This window comes from Streptomyces sp. NBC_00234, from assembly GCF_036195325.1.
Taxonomy (GTDB): domain Bacteria; phylum Actinomycetota; class Actinomycetes; order Streptomycetales; family Streptomycetaceae; genus Streptomyces.
The window spans coordinates 2,673,684-2,691,728 of sequence record NZ_CP108101.1 but is presented as its reverse complement, the minus strand read 5'-3'; the positions used below and the strand labels follow the sequence as shown (position 1 = coordinate 2,691,728).

The window sequence follows — 18,045 nt, the reverse complement described above, 5'->3', positions numbered from 1 at the left end:
GCACCTTCACATTTCCCTCAATACGTGAATCAAACCGGCACCCCCTGGAGCAGGTTCTTCGTGATTTCGACAGCCATTCGCCTGGCCCGCGTGGGCAGCCGGTCAGAACTGGCGGCGGCCGCATTGATGCTGCTGGGATATCCCCTCATCATGCTGGCCGCGCTTGTGCCCAACATCTGGTTCTTCGCGGCGGCCACGGCTGTCACGTATGTCGCGGACTGGTATCTGCACCAGCGCGGCAGTTATCTGATCAACCGGCTCGGCAAGGTGCGGGCGGGACTGTCCATCCGCTTCCTGCTCCGCCAGCTGATGGTCATCCTGCTGCTGGCCCGGCTGGACCTCGCGTCGGAACCGCTCTTCTACACGGCGGTCGCCTGTTTCCTGCTCTTCTACAGTCTTCAGGCCCCGCACGGCGCCATGACGACCCTGGTCCGGATGCGCCGCACCATGCCGGTCGTCACCCGCAACGTCGACCTGAACGCCGTGCGCATTCCCGACGCACCGCCGCGCGCGCTGCTGCACCGGTCGGCCGAGAAGATGCTCCACCTCGACATCCCCGCGGTGGTCGGCATCCTGATCGCCGCCGAGACCGGGGTGGACGCCATCGGCTACGCCGGCGCCGCGCTCACCCTGCTGCTGGCGCTCGGTTTCACCGCGGCGCTGGTCCCGTATCTGCGCCGCGGCCGACTCGTCCCCCCGGCGCCCGCCGTGCTCAAGGCCGTGGACAGCTGGCTGCGCGAGTACCAGCCGACGGTCGTGCTCTACTTCTCCGGCTCCAACGAGTCGGCGTACCAGGGCAACATGTGGCTCGACACCATGGCGAAGACCGACGGCCGGCCGCTGATCATCATGCGGGAGCGCGGTCTCGTGCCCCAGCTCGCCGAGACCTCCGTGCCGGTGCTCTGCGTTCCGGCGGGTACGCACCTGATGAACCTGGACCTCTCCAGCGTCCGGGTCTGCCTCTACCCCGCCAACGTCGGCAAGAACATCCACATGCTGCGCGTCCCGACGATGAAGCACGTCTTCATCGGCCACGGCGACAGCGACAAGCTCGCCAGCGTCAACCCGTACTCCAAGGTGTACGACGAGGTGTGGACGGCGGGCCGCGCGGGCCGCGACCGCTACGCGCTGGCCGACGTCGGCATCCGTGACGAGGACATCGTCGAGGTCGGACGGCCGCAGCTCGCGCCGATCAAGACCTGGACCGGCACCGCGAAGAACCCCATCCCGACCGTGCTCTACGCCCCCACCTGGGAGGGCTGGGACGACAACCCCGGCAACACCTCCCTGCTGCTGGCCGGCGAGAACATCGTGCGCCGCCTGCTGAACGCCGAGAAGCCGGTACGGGTCATCTACAAGCCGCACCCCTTCACCGGTATCCGCAGCGCCAAGGCCAAGGCCGTCCACGCGCGGATCCAGAACCTGCTGACCAAGGCAGCCGCAGAGCGTGCCGCAGAGCCGCGCTGGGCCGAGCAGGCCGCCGCGGCTGCCGCCGGGCAGAACGCGGCGAAGGCCGAGCTCACCCGGATCGAGGCGGCGCTCGCCGAGCTGGGGAAGTCCGGCCGCTCCGGTGGTGACGACGCCGAGGAGTCGCGCGTCTCGCTCGCCGACCCGGCGCGCCAGGACCGGGCCGAGGCCCTGCGGGCCGAGTGGAACGACGCCTACTGGCGCTCCTTCGGCTGGTGGGAGCACAAGACGGTGACGGGCTCGCAGCCCAAGCTGTACGACTGCTTCAACGAGTCCGACGCGATGGTCTCGGACATCTCCAGCGTGGTGTCCGACTTCATCGCGAGCGGCAAGCCGTACGCGGTCACCGACTCGGCGGAGCTGGGTGCCGAGGAGTTCAAGCGGCAGAACACCGCCGTACGGGCCGCGGTCATCCTCTCCAACAGCGCCGAGGAGATCGGCGAGCTGCTGGACGCGGTCGCCGACAGCGCGGCCGACCCGCTGGCGAACGCCCGGCACGAGCTGAAGAGCTACCTGCTCGGTCCGGACGAGCCGACCTCCCTGGAGCAGTTCAACGCCGCGGTGCACGCACTCGCCGCCAAGGCCGAGGCGCGCAACGCCGGCGTCCGCCAGCGGATCGGGGAGCAGAGCGTGGCGTCGCCCGATCTGGAGGACGAGTCCAGCGGTGCGGGGGACGGCCAGGAGCAGATCGTCGCCGACGCCGTGGCCGCGGCCGACGCGGACGCCGAGATCGGCACCGGCCCCTCGGCGGTCCGCTGACCGCCCCCGAGTGATCCGGCCGCTGCGGCGGCGGGCGACCCGTCCGACGGCCCGTACGTCTCTCCAGGAGAGGGACATACGGGCCGTTCGGCGTGTTGATACACAAAAGACAGATTCGATCGGCATTCTGTCTCATTTGTGATGAGAATTGATGAGATGGGTCAAACCGGGGTGTCGATGGAGGGCGGCGGATCGGAGGCCGACGCACCCGATGTCAGCGTCGTCATCGGGGCCTACCAGGCCATGCCGTATCTGATCCGCTGCCTGGAGTCCGTGGAGGAACAGACGCTCCCGGCCGCACGCATGGAGATCGTCGCCGTCGACGACGGCTCCACGGACGGCACGGGGGAGTACCTGGACGCCTTCGCCGCCCGCAGCGCGATCCCCGTGCGGGTCGTCCACCAGGCCAACTCGGGCGGCCCCAGCGGGCCGCGCAACGTCGGCCTGGGGCTGGCGCGGGGGCGGTACGTCTTCTTCCTCGACGCCGACGACTACTTCGGACCGGAAGCACTGGAGCGGATGGTCGCGATGGGCGACCGCGCCGGTACGGACGTCGTCCTCGGCAAGGTCGTCGGCGTCAACCGCGGCGCGGCGAAGTCGATGTGGAAGGAGACCGTCGAGCGGGCCGACCTGTACGCCTCCAACGTCAAGTTCACCCTGAGCGCCCAGAAGCTCTTCCGGCGCTCGCTTCTCCAGCGGCTCGGGATGCGCTTCGACGAGAAGCTCAGGACCGGCGAGGACGCGCTCTTCACGATGGAGGCGTACCTGCGGGGCAACGGCGTCTCCGTCGTGGCGGACTACACCTGCTACTACCTCGTGGGCCGGGACGACGGAAAGCATGTGACCAAGAGCGGCAGTTACGTACTGCGGTTCGATTCGGCTCGGGCGCTGATGCGGCTCATCGCCACCCACGTACCCCCGGGGCCGAGGCGGGACTCCCTGATGGTCCGGCCGTTCGTCATCACATTGCTGCCACAATTCGGACCCAATCTGCTGAAGCAGTCGGAGGCGGTGCGCGAGCGGAAGATGGCGCTGGCGGCGCCCCTGCTGGCGGCGTACTGGACGCCCGGACTGGCTCGCGGACTGAAGGCGAACGAGCGGCTCCGGCTGGTCTGTGTGGCCAGGGGCAGGCTCGATCTGCTCCTCGACATCGTGCGGTTCATGAAGGCCAAGGCCGAGCCGGCGCTCGTCCGCGGGGGCCGCCCGACCCGGTTGTACCTTGCGTATCCGCACTTCAGGGACGGTTCGGGGCTGCCCGACGCGGCGTACGAGGTGACGGTCACCGAATGGATCGGCGACCGGCGGGTCGAGGCTCCGGAGCGCAGGCCCTATGTCTCCCTCGTCCGCAGGGTGGTGCGCAGGATCCGCCGGACGGTACTCCGGACGCGTCACGCGCTGCGCGAACACAGGGCTCGGACAGAGGCCCGTAATCGGACTGAAGTGCGGTGAAACACCCGCCGTACGAAGGGAATTGTGACGGGCGTCACTCCGGGCTGTGGGGCAACCATGAGACCTTGGTGAGAGTCTCATTCACGCCCCGTCTTCCTGGGGTTCACGTCTGAAAGTCCCCCCGGAAAGGCCCTCTCGCCGTGGCGTCCCGACCTGTCGAAACCATCCCCGAAGAACTCAGCCGTCTCATGAAGTACTTCCCCGAGACACCGGCCGAGGAGCGGTCCGCCTTCCATACGGCCGCCAAGGACTTCCTGGCGCAGGCGGCACCCAAGCTGGTCCGGCAGTTCTCCCCGATGGCGCGGGTCAAGTGGCATCTGGCGGCCAACGGGCGTGGGGACGAGCTCGTCGACGTCCTGCACTACGAGCGTGAGAACCCGGGCGTCTTCGCGGTCAAGGGCCTGCGGCGGGCCCGCATCGAGCTGCCCGGCGTCGAGAGCTCCTCCCTGCCCCCCACGGTGCGCAACTTCACCCGCAGCGAGCTCCCCGTACGCGGCAAGCTGACCGACCTGGCGTGGCAGGACGGGCGACTGGTCGTCCGCGGCTACGCCTACATCCCCAACGTCCCGTCGGCCACCGGCAAGCGCTCTCTGCGCGTAGCCGTCCTGCGGCGACAGGGCAGCAAGAGCACCATCCCGCTGCGTCTGCGCACCGTCCTGGAGCCCAGGGCGACGGCAGAGGCCAAGGGCGCCCTGCACTGCTACGACTGGTCGGGCTTCGAGATCGCCATCGACCCCTCGCGCCTGCGGTCCCGCGGGCAGTGGCAGGCGGGCACGTGGCGTCTCGGCATCGGCATCCCGCGCCCCGGCGGCATGTCCGTCGGCAGCATCCTCAAGAGCAACAGCGGCGCCGCGGGGCACTCCCAGGTGCACGTGCTGGACGACGGCGTACGGCTCGTCGCCGGGTACGACCGCAACCGCCTGAAGCTCTCCGTGGACGTCGTGCCGGCCGAGGCCGAGTCCCAGGAGATGGACGACAACGGCCTCACCGTGACGTTCCGCTCGCGCGGGACGGCGAGCGCGGGCAAGACGCCGACGGCGCTGCGCATCGACCACGAGGGCAGCGGGTTCACGGCCGACCTCCCGATGGAGGCGGGCAGCCCCGGCGCCGACGGCTGGAACCGGTACACCGCGCGTCTGCCCTTCGGAGACCTGCCCGTCGAGGGCGTCGTCCCGGGCAAGGCCAGGAAGTACCGCGCGCTGATCGTGTTCGCCGACGGCACGACCCGCCGCGCCACCATCGGCCACGGCCTGCGCACCGGCGTGCAGCAGCTGCACGGCACCCTCGAATTCGCCGTGGTCACCGACGGCGCGGGCAACTTCACCCCGCAGCTCCGCTCCACCCAGCCCGTCGTCGACCGGACCGAATGGTCGGAGAACGGCGAACTGCTGCTCTCCGGTACGTACACGGGTCCGGCCGAGAAGATGAAGTTCGTCCTGCGCCACAGCGGCCGCAACGAGGACAAGCCGCTGCCGGCCGAGTTCGAGAACGGGCGCTTCACCGCCCGCCTCACCCCCGACTCCATGCCCGCGTACGACGGCACGCTCCCGCTCCGGTCCGGCCGCTGGCTCCCGTTCCTGCGCGCCCGCGACGAGTGGAACCACCGCCACGACATCCCCGTGACGATCCGGCCCGACCTGGTCTCCACGCTGCCCTCGGCCCACGACGGCGCCCGCCGGACGTACACCCTGGAGCGGCTGGACTACGACCGGATCTTCCTGGAGTCCGGACCGGTCCTGGAGCCCGAGCTCCGCGGCGCGTACCGCCAGCGGCTCATGCGCGACGTCTACACCCCCGAGCAGCGCAAGCTGCCGCTGCGCGAAGCCGTGCTCTACAACAGCTTCGGCGGCAAGCAGTTCTCCGACTCGCCCCGCGCCGTCTACGAGGAGCTCGTACGCCGCGGCACCGAGGTCGAGCACATCGCGATGGTCCACGACGAGCAGGTCGTCCTGCCGCCGGGTGTCCGCGGCGTGCTGTGGGGCAGCAAGGAGTGGTACGAGGCGCTGGCGCGCAGCCGGTACATCGTCACCAACGGCGGCATCCGCGAGTGGTTCGTCCGCCGTGAGGGCCAGGTCGTCGTCCAGACCTGGCACGGCACGCCCCTCAAGCGCATCGGTGCCGACCTGCTCGGCACCCCGCAGGCCAACCTCGCCTACATCTCCAGCCTGCCGCAGCGTTCGCGTCAGTACAGCCTCTTCATCACGCCGAACGCCTTCACGACGCCGATCATGACCAACTCCTTCCGCCTCCAGTGCGAGGTCCTGGAGGCCGGCTACCCGCGCAACGACGTCTTCCACGCCCCGGACCGGGTGAAGCGCGCGGCGGCCGTACGGGAGAAGCTCGGCATCCCCGCGGGCAAGAAGGTCGTCCTGTACGCGCCAACCTGGCGCGACGACCAGCGGTACGGCGGCCGGCGCTTCAAGCTCGACAACCAGATCGACGTCACCGCCGCCCAGGAGCAGCTCGGGGACGACCACGTGCTGCTCTACCGCAAGCACCACAAGGTCCTCGACAGCATCCCCGGCGCGGGTCAGGGCTTCGTCTGGGACGTCACGTACTACCCGGACATCGCCGACCTCTACCTGATCGCCGACGTGCTGATCACGGACTACTCCTCGGTGCTGTTCGACTTCGCGCACTCCGGCCGTCCGATGCTGTTCTTCACGTACGACCTGGAGCACTACCGGGACACCCTGCGCGGCTTCTACTTCGACTTCACGTCGCGCGCCCCGGGACCGCTGATCAAGACGTCCGCCGAACTCGTCGACGCCATCCGCAACATCGAGAGCGTGACCGAGGAGTACAAGGAGAAGTACGCCCAGTTCAGGGTGGACTTCTGCGAGCCCTCCGACGGCCTCGCCGCAGCGCGGGTCGTCGACCGGATGCTGACGGTCAACAACGACTGACCCCGTCCCGACCGGCCGCGCCCGGCTCCTTCCACCGCTGTCCATCGAGCGGAACGGGAAGGCGCCGGGCGCGGCCGCTCGCGTACTGTGCTGCTCGGGGACGGCCCCCGGGAGCCCGGCCCCGCGGAGGCCCGCGACGGCCCCTCAGCCAAGCGCCGGGCCAGCCAGAGTGAGGAAGTACGTGTCAGCTGCCAGGCCGGGCGTGACCGGCGCCCGCAGGATCGTGGTCAAGGTCGGTTCCTCCTCTCTCACGACGGCGGCAGGCGGCCTCGACGCCGACCGCGTCGACGCGCTCGTCGATGTCCTGGCCAACGTCAGGAGCGGCGGGGAGAAGGAGATCGTCCTCGTCTCCAGCGGTGCGATCGCCGCCGGACTCGCCCCGCTCGGACTGGTCCGCAGACCGAAGGACCTGGCCCGCCAGCAGGCCGCCGCCAGCGTCGGCCAGGGACTCCTGGTCGCCCGCTACACGGCCTCGTTCGCGCGCTACGGCGTACGCGTCGGACAGGTGCTCCTCACCTCCGACGACACCAGCCGACGCGCCCACTACCGCAACGCGTACCGCACGCTCGACCAGCTCCTCGACATGGGCGCGCTGCCCGTCGTCAACGAGAACGACACCGTGGCCACCGACGAGATCCGGTTCGGCGACAACGACCGGCTCGCCGCGCTCGTCGCCCACCTCGTCCACGCCGATCTCCTGGTCCTCCTCTCCGACGTCGACGGCCTGTACGACGGAGACCCCCGGACCCCGGGCGCCTCGCGGGTCGCGGAGGTCAACGGGCCCGAGGACCTGGAAGGTGTCACGATCGGCAGCGCCGGGAAGGCGGGCGTCGGGACCGGCGGCATGGTCACCAAGGTCGAAGCCGCCCGGATCGCCAGCGCGGCCGGAATCCCCGTCGTCCTGACCTCCGCGAGCCGGGCCGCCGACGCCCTCGCGGGCCGGGACACCGGCACGTACTTCCAACCGACCGGACGACGCTCCGCGGACCGGCTGCTCTGGCTCGCCCACGCGTCGACCCCGCAGGGCGCCCTGACCCTCGACGACGGCGCCGTACGGGCCGTGGTGGACCGTCGCACCTCGCTCCTGCCCGCCGGAATCTCCGCGGTCGAGGGGGAGTTCACCGCGGGCGACCCGGTGGAGCTGCGCGACCTCTCCGGCCGGGCCGTGGCCCGCGGCCTGGTCAACTTCGATGCCAAGGAGATCCCGCAGCTGCTCGGCCGGTCCACCCGCGACCTGGCACGGGAGCTCGGCCCCGCCTACGAACGCGAGGTCGTACACAGGGACGATCTGGTCATCCTGGCGCCCGGACTCACCCCCCGAATCGGCTGAAAGTCCGGACATTCGGCGGAGACCTTCACCAAAAGCGCCCCACGCCCGCCCTCGGACTGGTCAACTTTGTAGCGGGGACACAAGGCGTACAGCACAGCAACGCATTCACAGGAGGCCGCCGGTGAGACGAGCGCGCCCGGGGGCGCCGCCCCGAGGGACGGGAAGCCGCGCCCTGACCAGCGTCGGAGCGGGCTCCGACTTCGGCGCAGGGCTGCCCGCAGACCGCACCACGGACCGCGCGACCGACCAGGAACCGATGGCGGCCCGCGAGGAACGGACCCAGTCGAAGCTCTGGCACATCACCCTCAGCGTCTCCGGTACGGAGATCCCGCTGAAGGAGGTCAGACGCGGCCTCGAACAGCTGGCGCACGACCACCCGTTCCTGCTCACCAGCCGCTACGCCAACGACCACGCGGAGATCCGCTACTGGGAAGAGGCCCGCGACCTCCACGACGCCGCGGCGGTCGCGCTGCGGCTCTGGGGAGAGCACCGCTCCAGCGCCAAGCTCCCGCCCTGGGAGATCGTCGGCCTGGAGGTCATCGACAGGGAGACGTACCACCTGCGCATCGCCGAGGGGTACGGGCCACCGCCCGCGGCCCCGGTCGGGGTGCACCCGTACTGAGCGGGCCGGCAGTCCTTTCGGGACGGCCGTCTCGTATCACGGGATGCGTGAGAGATGCCCGCAGCGTGCGCACTACTCTGCGGGCATGACCACGCTTTCGCCGTACGACAACATGTCCCCGGTCGCCCAGGCCGCCTACCGGGCACGCGCAGCCGCCGCCGACATCGCGCCACTGCCGCGCGCGGCGAAGGACGACGCGCTGCTGGCGATCGCGGACGCGCTCGAAGTGCGTACCGGCGAGATCGTCGCGGCGAACGCCGAGGACGTCGCCCGGGCCCGCGAGGCCGGCACCAGCGAGTCGATCGTCGACCGGCTCACCCTGACCCCCGAGCGCATCCGTGCCATCGCCGCCGATGTGCGCGACGTGGCGGCCCTGCCCGACCCGGTCGGCGAAGTGGTGCGCGGGTCGACCCTCCCCAACGGCATCGACCTGCGCCAGGTCCGGGTGCCGCTCGGCGTGGTCGGGATCATCTACGAGGCCAGGCCCAACGTGACGGTGGACGCCGCGGCCCTCTGCCTGAAGTCGGGCAACGCCGTACTCCTGCGGGGCTCCTCGTCCGCCTACGCCTCGAACGTGGCCCTGGTACGGGTGCTGCGCGACGCCGTCGGAGGCTCCGGGCTCCCTGCCGACGCGGTGCAGCTGGTGCCGGGGGAGAGCCGCGATTCGGTACGGGAGCTGATGCGGGCCCGCGGCCTGGTCGACGTACTGATCCCGCGCGGCGGCGCCTCGCTGATCCGCACCGTCGTGGAGGAGTCCACGGTGCCCGTGATCGAGACCGGCACCGGCAACTGCCACGTCTACGTGGACGCGCAGACCGACCTCGACATGGCCGTCGGCATCCTGATCAACTCGAAGGCGCAGCGCCCCAGCGTGTGCAACGCCGCCGAGACCCTGCTCGTCCACAAGGACATCGCCGCGGAGTTCCTCCCCAGGGCCCTGGACGCCCTGGCCGAGGCCGGGGTGACGGTCCACGGGGACGAACGGGTCGTGGAGTACGCCGAGGGGTCGAAGGCCACCGTGGTGGAGGCGACACCGGAGGACTGGGAGACGGAGTACCTCTCGTACGACATCGCGGCCGCCGTCGTCGAATCGCTGGACGCCGCGGTCGCGCACATCCGGCTCTGGTCCTCGGGCCACACCGAGGCGATCGTGACCACGTCGCAGGCGGCGGCGCGCCGTTTCACCCAGCTGGTCGATTCCACGACGGTCGCGGTGAACGCCTCCACGCGCTTCACGGACGGCGGCCAGTTCGGGTTCGGCGCCGAGATCGGCATCTCCACGCAGAAGCTGCACGCCAGGGGCCCCATGGGGCTTCCGGAGCTGACGTCCACGAAGTACATCGTGACCGGCGACGGCCACATCCGGTAGCCGCGGGTGGGGCGAGTTTGTGCGCTCTCTGCCCAAAACGCCCCGGCGCGGCTACGCTGAAACCGTGCCGGACGACGTGGGAGGCAGGCCGTTCCAGGACGGCTGGGAGCCCGACGACGACCGCGGGGGCGCGGACGAGGACTTCGCCTCCGTGGTGTTCGACGAGGACTTCGTACGGGCCGCAGAGGTCCATGAACCCACCGCGGTGGAGCGACTGCTCTCCGCAGCGCAGGCGCGCGCCGAGGCCGAAGCGGCCCGCGCGCGCTCCGGCGGCGGCCCCCTCGACGACGACCTCTACGACGAGGGCTACGGCGCGGACGGCCTGTACGGCCGCAGGCGGTCCTTCGGGGACTCCGACGACCTCGACGGGGACGAGGACGACTACAGCGGCCCGTACGGGCGTCACGGCGGCGCCCTGCGCCCCTACCGCGGCACGGCGCGGTGGCACCGGCCGGTGGCCTGGCTGCTCGCCCTCCTCATGGGCATCGGCATGGTCGCCCTGGCCTTCTCCGCCGTGTACCGGGGCGCCGCCGGAAACCGTCAGGACCAGATCCCGCAGCCGGTGACGAGCGGCGTCGACAAGCCCGGCGCGGACCCCTCGGGCTCCGCGGAGCGGTCACGGCCGGCGGTCTCCGCCGTCCCCCGCACCCCCTGACGGAGGGCCGTCCCTGCGGATGCCCTCCTTCTTCTGGCGTCCCCCGCGTTTACCTTCCCGGTAATCGACCTACCCTGAAGATGTGACCCCTCTTCTCTTCCGGAGGGGGCTTCTCACTTGTCCGGCCGTGGACCGCGCAGATGCCGGACAGGACCTGCCCGACGCCTTCCGGCCGAAGCAGACCGTCGCGCTCCCGGCTCCCGGCCGGTGGCGTGGAGATCGGGAGAAGTCATGACTGGCCGTGGAGAACCGCCAGAAGGCCCACCCGAGAACCCGGCGGGTGGCGAGGACGAGTACCGCTCACTCGTCTTCGACGAATCGTTTGTGCGCGCTGCCCGGCTTCAGGAGTTCTCCGCGAAGGAACGGATGGGCGACCACGCCCTCGCGGTCCGCTCGCTGCCCGGCCGCGCCGCCCGCAACGGCTCCAAGGCGGCCATCGCCCTCGTCGTGCTCATCGCCCTGGCCTTCGCCACCGCCGTGTACATCGGCTTCCGTCACCCCTACCCGGCCCCCACCGTCAGGCGGGCCGAGCCGCTCAGGACGACCGTGGTGCCCCTCACCCCCCAGGGGGTCGTGCCGGGCGGCACCCCCGCCGCGCTGTACGCGGAGAGCCCGGCAGCGGAATTCCGGTCCGGCGCCGAAGGCATCACCCTGCCCGTGGTCCGGCGCACGCACAGCTTCTCCGACAGCCAGGTGATGGCTGCCCTGACCACGGCCAAGGACTACCTGGTGGAGTCCTCGCTCGACCCCGACGTGCTCACCGGAACGTCCACCCGGCCGGTCGGGCGGCTGCTCGATCCCGACCAGACGGCCCAGTTCGACCGGAGCATGAGTTCACCGGCCAACGACGGACAGCACTCCGCCACCGGCTGGCTGGTGCGGTTCGATCCGGACGACGTGGAGCTCGCCGACCCGAAGGTCAGGGTCCAGGGCACGCTGGCGTACACCGAGGCGGGAGCGGACACCCTGGAAGTGGTGTCCGACCACACGTTCACATACGCGCTGCGCCCGGTCGTCTCCGGCCCGCAGAAGGCGGACGGTGCCTCGCTGTTCACCGTGCGGCGGGAGCTGCACTTCCAGTTCGACCGGGAGGACCTGCGGCTCCACCGGCTGGAGGTCAGGACCGCCCAGGTCCAGGCCGGACCCCAGACGTGCTCGGCGGACACCGCCGGTGCGCTCGTGCCGCTGCTCGCGGGGGAGCGGTCGGACACCAAGGGACCGGCCGGCACCGACCCGTACGCCACGGGCCGGCGCACGGTGGCGCTGTGCGGGACGCTGGCGGTCAGCTCCCCGTCGGCCCAGAACCCTCCTCCGGGTCCTGCGGACGACGGCTCCCGCCGTCCGTAGACCCGCCGTCCGTGGACCCGGTGCCGCTGCCCCCGCCCGTGAATCTGTCCCGGAGCTTGCCGCCCAGATCGCCCGCACCGCCGGCGATGTCGCCCACGAGCTTCATCAGCGGGTCCTTGCTGGTGCGCACGGTGTCCGCGTAGTGCGAGGCCGACTCCCGGAAGGAGTCCGTCACCGAGGTGTCCTTGTCCTCGTCGCGCCGGGGGTAGTGGCCGTCCATGATCCGCTGGTAGTCGCGGGTCTCCGACCACTTCTTCAGCTCGGCGGCCCGCACCGCGGTGAACGGATGCGTCCGCGGCAGCACATTGAGGATCTTCAGCACGGAGTCGCGCAGGTCGCCGGCCTTCTCGTACTCGTCCGCCTGGGCGAGGAACGCGTCCACGTTCATCTCGTGCAGGTGGTTGCCACCGGCGATCTTCATCAGACCGCGCATCGACGCCTGGAGGTCCTGGCCCACCAGCAGTCCCGCCCGGTCCGCGGACAGCTCCGACTTGCGGAACCACTCGCGCAGCGCCGTCACTATCGCCATGATCGCGACATTGCCGAGCGGGATCCAGGCCACCTTGACGGCCAGATTGGTGAGGAAGAGCAATATCGTGCGGTACACCGAGTGGCCGGAGAGCGCGTGACCCACCTCGTGGCCCACGACGGCCCGCATCTCCTCCTCGTCCAGCAGCTCGACCAGGCCCGTCGTCACCACGATGATCGGCTCGTCGAGACCGATGCACATCGCGTTCGGCTGCGGGTTCTGGGCGACGTACATCGGAGGGACCTTCTCCAGGTCCAGGATGTAACAGGCGTCCCTCAGCATGGCGTTGAGGTGGGCGAACTGGGCGTCGCTCACCCGGACGGAGTCGGAGAGGAAGAGCAGTCGCAGACTGCGCTCGGGAAGAAGCCCGCTGAGCGCCTTGAAGACGGTGTCGAAGCCGGTCAGCTTGCGCAGTGCCACCAGGGCCGAGCGGTCCGCCGGGTGCTCGTACGCCCGGGAGGAAATACCCGGAAATCGCCTGCGCTGCCTGCTCGGCACGTTCTCGTGGCTGTCGGTCATGGAAGGCCCCCTGTTCGTACGAGACGTCGCTCGTCCCCCTGACAAATCCCAGCGTATGTGCTGGCGCTACGGTGTGCGGGGGGCTGTGGATAACTTTGAGGAGCGCCCGAAATGCCGTACACCGCCGCACTGCTCGCTGCCGCGTCCGAGGACCAGGGAATGGGTGACACGCTTCGGATCGTGCTGCTCGTCTCGATCGTCGGAGCCGCCCTGCTCGCATGGTTCCTGTTGCGCGGATACGGCAACGACGACAACAACGACTGAGTCGGCGTGAGCGTGCCCGAGGCGCACGCATACGATGTCGGCGACGTCTTCCTTCCGACTCCCGACGAAAAGGTCCCGCCGAAGATGAGCCTCACGAGCACCGCGCACCAGCTGGTCACTCTCGCCTCCGAAGGCGGCGAGTCCGGTGGTAACCACGAAAGCCTCAACCCGTACCTCACCGGCGGTGGTGCGTTCGTCGCGCTGCTGCTCCTGCTGTGGATCACCACCCGCTTCAACCGCGACCGCTGAGGCAGAGGCGTACGGCCGTACCAGTAGGGTCTGCACGCATGGGAGAGCAGGAAGTGCCTACCGGCCGCGGCAAACGCCGACTCGGCGTGATGGGCGGGACATTTGACCCGATCCATCATGGACACCTGGTGGCGGCCAGTGAAGTGGCCGCCCAGTTCCACCTCGACGAGGTCATCTTCGTCCCGACCGGGCAGCCGTGGCAGAAGAGCCACAAGCAGGTCTCGCCGGCCGAGGACCGCTATCTGATGACGGTCATCGCCACCGCCTCGAACCCGCAGTTCTCCGTGAGCCGCCTCGAGATCGACCGTGGCGGACCGACGTACACCATCGATACGCTGCGGGACCTGCGTGCGATCCACGGTGACGCGGACCTCTTCTTCATCACCGGCGCGGACGCGCTGTCCCAGATCCTCACCTGGCGGGACGCGGAGGAGCTGTTCTCGCTCTCCCACTTCATCGGGGTGACCCGCCCGGGGCACGTGCTCACGGACGACGGACTGCCCGAGGGCGGTGTCTCCCTCGTGGAGGTTCCGGCGCTGGCCATCTCGTCCACGGACTGCCGTGCGAGAGTCGCGCAGGGGGATCCGGTCTGGTATTTGGTGCCGGACGGAGTGGTCCGGTACATCGACAAGCGCCAGCTGTACCGCGGCGAATGAGCCACGGAGAGGGGCACCGGTGAACGACCGACAGAACCCGTACGACCCGTACTTCCAGCAGCCTCAGGTCATCGGCTACGACGAGTACGGGCAGCCGGTGTACCAGCAGCCGGGCCAGCAGCCGTACGACCCGTACGCCGCGCAGCCCCAGCAGGGCCAGCAGCCCCAGCAGGGTCAGGGTGGCGACCAGGGCTACGGATACGACCCGTACGCCCAGCCGCCGCAGCAGCCCCAGCAGTACGACCCCTACGCTCCCCAGCAGCCGCAGGCCGCGCCGCAGCACCATCCCGGCCAGCCCTCGCAGCAGCCCCAGGGGCACGGCTACGACAGTGGCTACGGGGACTACGGCTACGACCAGGGCAGGCAGCAGCAGCCCGCAGCGGCCGACGCCACCCAGCAGTGGAGCATGCCGCCGCAGGGCGCCGCGCCGGCCGTGGCGCCGCCTGAGCCCGAGCGCCCGTACGAGAGCGACCCGGAGCCCGCCGTACCCGGGCAGCGCCGGGCCGCTCCCGACTACCGCACCGAGCAGTTCTCGTTCATCGAGGAGCCCGACGAGGACTCCGAAGACGTCATCGACTGGCTGAAGTTCACCGAGAGCCGCAGCGAGCGGCGCGAGGAGGCGCGGCGCCGGGGCCGCAAGCGGATCGTCGCCCTGATCGTCGTCGCGGCGCTCGTGGTGGTCGGCGGCGTGGGCTACCTCTGGAGCGCCGACAAGATTCCCGGTCTCTCCGGATCGGACGGCCAGGAGGCCACCCAGGCCGGCCCGCAGCAGCGGGACGTCATCGTCGTCCACCTCCACAACACCAAGAAGGGCGGCACCTCCACGGCGCTGCTCGTCGACAACGTCACGACCGAACAGGGCACCACCGTCCTCCTGCCCAACTCGCTCGCCGTCGCCAACGACGACGGCTCGACCACCACGCTCGGCAAGTCCGTCGACGACGACGGGTCCAGCGCCACGAGCGAGTCGATCGACACCCTCCTGGGCACGAGCATCAGCGGCACCTGGCGGCTCGACACTCCGTACCTGGAGAACCTGGTCGAGCTGGTCGGCAACATCGAGGTCGACACCGACACCGATGTGCCCGATGCCAAGAAGGGCGCCTCGCCGCTGGTCAACAAGGGGGAGGCGCAGACGCTGAGCGGCCAGATGGCCGTCGCGTACGCCACCTACCGCGGGCCCGACGAGCCCGAGGCGAAGCAGCTGCTGCGGTTCGGCCAGGTCATGCGGGGCGTCCTGCGCAAGCTGTCGGAGGACCCGAAGGCCGCGACGGTCACCGTGCAGACGCTCGGACAGATCCTCGACCCGTCCTTGCCCGAGCAGGACCTCGGAGCGTCCCTCGCGAAGCTCGCCGGACACGCCAAGGTCGGCAGCTACAAGACGGCACTGCTGCCGGTCCAGGCCGACGGCACGCTCACCGAGAAGGCCGCGGACAGCGTGGTCAAGGACGTGCTCGGCGGGGCGGTCAAGGCTCCGGAGAAGGACGCGGCCGTCCGGGTGGGCATCAAGAACGCCACCGGGAACACGGACGCCCCCGAAAGGGCCCGGGTGCAGCTGCTCAACGGCGGCTACACCTTCGTGGACGGGGGGAAGGGCGACCCCGCGACGTCGTCCGCGGTCTTCTACAGGACGGCCGAGGACAAGGCGAAGGCCACCGAGGTGGCCAAGACGCTGGGACTGCCGACGAGCTCGGTACAGAAGGGCAAGCCCGCCGCCAACGCCGACGTGTCCGTCGTACTCGGCCAGAACTACAAGATCAAATAGCGAAACGGCGCGATCGAACGATCGTCGTAGGGGCTGTCGGCGGTCCGTGAGACCCTAGAGGTTGATCTGACCGCCGACGAAAGCCTGCATGTGACCGCCACGGACCGCTCCATCGAGCTCATCAACGCCGCCGCTCAGGCGGCCGCCGACCGGCTCGCGCACGACATCATCGCCTACGACGTCAGCGACGTGCTGTCGATCACCGACGCCTTCCTGCTGGCCTCGGCCCCCAATGACCGCCAGGTCAAGTCGATCGTCGACGAGATCGAGGAGCGGCTCCAGAAGGAGCTCGGCGCCAAGCCGGTGCGCCGCGAGGGTGACCGCGACGCCCGCTGGATCCTCCTCGACTACGTCGACATCGTGATCCACGTCCAGCACAGCGAGGAGCGCGTGTTCTACGCGCTCGAGCGCCTGTGGAAGGACTGCCCCGAGATCGGCCTCCCCGAGGACGCGCTCAAGACCCGCGGCAAGGCCGAGGAGCACGCACAGCTCAACGGCATCCCGGAAGGTGAGCAGCACTGAACGGCAGCAGCAGCGGCAGGGGCCGCAGGATCGTCCTCTGGCGTCATGGTCAGACGGCGTGGAATCTGGAGCGCCGTTTTCAGGGCTCCACGGACATCGAGCTCACCGAAGCCGGCATCGGGCAGGCCCGTCGGGCCGCCCGGCTGCTCGCCTCGTTGAAGCCCGATGCGATCGTCGCCTCGGACCTGCGGAGGGCATCGGCCACAGCGGCTGAGCTCGCCGCGGTCACCGGTCTCCCGGTGGCGCACGACTCCGCCCTGCGCGAGACGTACGCGGGCGCCTGGCAAGGGCTCACGCACGACGAGATCGTCGAGCAGTACGCCGGGCAGTACGCCGCCTGGAAGCGCGGCGAGCCCGTGCGCCGCGGCGGGGGCGAGCTGGAGACCGAGGTCGCCGACCGGGCCGCCCCGGTGGTGCTGCAGCACGCCGACAAGCTGACCGACGGCGGCACGCTCGTCGTGGTCAGCCACGGAGGCACGATCCGGACGACCATCGGCCGTCTGCTCGGCCTGGACGCCCACCACTGGGAAGGGCTCGGCGGTCTGTCCAACTGCTGCTGGTCCGTCCTCGGTGAGGGCGCGCGCGGCTGGCGTCTGCTCGAACACAACGCCGGGACACTGCCGGAACCGGTGCTGGGCGACGACGATTGACCGCTGCCCGGAGGCCGTCTCCGGGCGACGTCGGCCGGATTTCACTTTCTGGCTGGTCGCAGGCTAAAGTTCTTCTTGTTCGCAGCGCGGAAACGCGGGAAAGAAAGCGAACAGCGGGGCTATAGCTCAGTTGGTAGAGCGCCTGCATGGCATGCAGGAGGTCAGGAGTTCAATTCTCCTTAGCTCCACAATCAAGATCCCGTCCCCGGTTGGGGGCGGGATCTTTTCGTTACCCGGAAGGCCGGCTCCTCGGCGGGCTGACCCCCTTGCGGGGCCATGGCAGAATCGGAGCGCCGGAGGGGGCGAAGGACCGATCGGGAGGGAGCGCGATGCCTGCGAGTCGCGAACAGGTCCCGGACCTGCCCGTCACACCCGCCGCCTCCCGCCCCTCGCGTCCCACTCCGCCCCTTGCCCCCTTCTCTGTGCTCGGCTGTCCGTCCTGCAGTTCGTCCCAAGTGGCCCAGGTCCTGGGTGACAACGGCGGGGTTTCCTACGGGTGCACGGCCTGCGGCCACAGCTGGAGCTGACTGATGGGTGCACACAGGCGTAAATGCGACTGGTGCGGCAGTGGTACGCCCATCGTCCGGGACATGGATCCGGTCAACCCGGAGTACCAGTACTGGTGCGAGGAGTGCGCGCGGGCGCTGATCATAAAAGGCGACCCCATCGAGACCTACCGGGAGCTGGAGGGGGAGCCGATCTACGGGAGGCTCCTGGAGGAGCACTGCACCCTCAAGCGGTTCTACTCCTTCGCCACCGCCTGACCCCCGAAATCGGGCAAAACGGCCCAGACGGGAAACGATTTGGTGGAGGACCGGGGGGACCGTGTAATGTTCTCGATGTCGCCAAGGGAAACCGGGCGGCAAGCAGCGAGGGGCTATAGCTCAGTTGGTAGAGCGCCTGCATGGCATGCAGGAGGTCAGGAGTTCAATTCTCCTTAGCTCCACAGTGAAAGAGCGGGTCATCCGGATCGGATGACCCGCTCTT

General features: G+C 69.8%; 17 protein-coding genes and 2 tRNA genes. 18 read left to right on the top strand and 1 reads right to left on the bottom strand.

The window, feature by feature from the left end:
- Window positions 1-60: 60 nt before the first annotated feature.
- The 8 genes from OG230_RS11775 to OG230_RS11740 all read left to right on the top strand — a co-directional run bounded on the left by OG230_RS11775 (window position 61) and on the right by OG230_RS11740 (window position 11,904).
- Window positions 61-2,226: a hypothetical protein gene (locus OG230_RS11775; RefSeq protein ID WP_328910126.1), complete on the top strand. Its 2,166-nt coding sequence runs from the start codon at window positions 61-63 to the stop codon at window positions 2,224-2,226.
- A 156-nt stretch (window positions 2,227-2,382) separates the two neighbouring features.
- Entirely contained in the window at window positions 2,383-3,675 is a 1,293-nt protein-coding gene (locus OG230_RS11770; protein ID WP_328910125.1) for a glycosyltransferase family 2 protein, read from the top strand.
- Window positions 3,676-3,863: 188 nt separating this feature from the next.
- On the top strand, window positions 3,864-6,581 hold the full coding sequence (locus OG230_RS11765) for a CDP-glycerol glycerophosphotransferase family protein (protein ID WP_328910124.1): 2,718 nt from the start codon (window positions 3,864-3,866) through the stop codon (window positions 6,579-6,581).
- 202 nt (window positions 6,582-6,783) lie between these two features.
- Window positions 6,784-7,911: a glutamate 5-kinase gene (proB, locus tag OG230_RS11760; RefSeq protein ID WP_328911376.1), complete on the top strand. Its 1,128-nt coding sequence runs from the start codon at window positions 6,784-6,786 to the stop codon at window positions 7,909-7,911.
- Window positions 7,912-8,032: 121 nt separating this feature from the next.
- A complete protein-coding gene (locus tag OG230_RS11755; protein ID WP_328910123.1) occupies window positions 8,033-8,533 on the top strand; it encodes a hypothetical protein in 501 nt (166 codons plus the stop codon).
- 85 nt (window positions 8,534-8,618) lie between these two features.
- A complete protein-coding gene (locus OG230_RS11750) occupies window positions 8,619-9,902 on the top strand; it encodes a glutamate-5-semialdehyde dehydrogenase (RefSeq protein WP_328910122.1) in 1,284 nt (427 codons plus the stop codon).
- 64 nt (window positions 9,903-9,966) lie between these two features.
- A complete protein-coding gene (locus OG230_RS11745; RefSeq protein ID WP_328910121.1) occupies window positions 9,967-10,557 on the top strand; it encodes an SCO2584 family spore wall biosynthesis protein in 591 nt (196 codons plus the stop codon).
- A 231-nt stretch (window positions 10,558-10,788) separates the two neighbouring features.
- The gene (locus OG230_RS11740) at window positions 10,789-11,904 is read left to right on the top strand and encodes an SCO2583 family membrane protein (protein WP_328910120.1); all 1,116 of its coding nucleotides are present in this window, start codon (window positions 10,789-10,791) and stop codon (window positions 11,902-11,904) included.
- Here the strand turns inward: OG230_RS11740 and OG230_RS11735 are convergent.
- Entirely contained in the window at window positions 11,840-12,952 is a 1,113-nt protein-coding gene (locus OG230_RS11735) for a M48 family metallopeptidase (RefSeq protein ID WP_328910119.1), read from the bottom strand. The genes OG230_RS11740 and OG230_RS11735 overlap by 65 nt on opposite strands.
- Before the next feature lie 111 nt (window positions 12,953-13,063).
- Here OG230_RS11735 and OG230_RS11730 point away from each other — a divergent pair, with 111 nt between their 5' ends.
- The 10 genes from OG230_RS11730 (at window position 13,064) to OG230_RS11685 (ending at window position 18,004) form a co-directional block, all read left to right on the top strand.
- The gene (locus OG230_RS11730) at window positions 13,064-13,216 is read left to right on the top strand and encodes a hypothetical protein (RefSeq protein WP_328910118.1); all 153 of its coding nucleotides are present in this window, start codon (window positions 13,064-13,066) and stop codon (window positions 13,214-13,216) included.
- Window positions 13,217-13,300: 84 nt separating this feature from the next.
- The gene (locus OG230_RS11725; protein ID WP_328910117.1) at window positions 13,301-13,465 is read left to right on the top strand and encodes a hypothetical protein; all 165 of its coding nucleotides are present in this window, start codon (window positions 13,301-13,303) and stop codon (window positions 13,463-13,465) included.
- A 38-nt stretch (window positions 13,466-13,503) separates the two neighbouring features.
- Entirely contained in the window at window positions 13,504-14,121 is a 618-nt protein-coding gene (gene nadD / locus OG230_RS11720; RefSeq protein WP_328910116.1) for a nicotinate-nucleotide adenylyltransferase, read from the top strand.
- Between the two features lie 19 nt (window positions 14,122-14,140).
- Entirely contained in the window at window positions 14,141-15,886 is a 1,746-nt protein-coding gene (locus OG230_RS11715; RefSeq protein ID WP_328910115.1) for an LCP family protein, read from the top strand.
- Between the two features lie 90 nt (window positions 15,887-15,976).
- Window positions 15,977-16,408: a ribosome silencing factor gene (gene rsfS, locus OG230_RS11710; RefSeq protein ID WP_328910114.1), complete on the top strand. Its 432-nt coding sequence runs from the start codon at window positions 15,977-15,979 to the stop codon at window positions 16,406-16,408.
- Complete coding sequence (locus OG230_RS11705) at window positions 16,405-17,058, top strand: histidine phosphatase family protein (RefSeq protein WP_328911375.1); 654 nt, start codon at window positions 16,405-16,407, stop codon at window positions 17,056-17,058. The genes rsfS and OG230_RS11705 overlap by 4 nt, the downstream gene beginning before the upstream one ends.
- A gap of 115 nt (window positions 17,059-17,173) precedes the next feature.
- Window positions 17,174-17,246: transfer RNA gene (locus OG230_RS11700), tRNA-Ala, on the top strand.
- 141 nt (window positions 17,247-17,387) lie between these two features.
- The gene (locus OG230_RS11695) at window positions 17,388-17,585 is read left to right on the top strand and encodes a hypothetical protein (protein WP_328910113.1); all 198 of its coding nucleotides are present in this window, start codon (window positions 17,388-17,390) and stop codon (window positions 17,583-17,585) included.
- A gap of 3 nt (window positions 17,586-17,588) precedes the next feature.
- Window positions 17,589-17,822: a hypothetical protein gene (locus OG230_RS11690; RefSeq protein ID WP_073216832.1), complete on the top strand. Its 234-nt coding sequence runs from the start codon at window positions 17,589-17,591 to the stop codon at window positions 17,820-17,822.
- Window positions 17,823-17,931: 109 nt separating this feature from the next.
- Window positions 17,932-18,004: transfer RNA gene (locus OG230_RS11685), tRNA-Ala, on the top strand.
- Window positions 18,005-18,045: the final 41 nt, after the last annotated feature.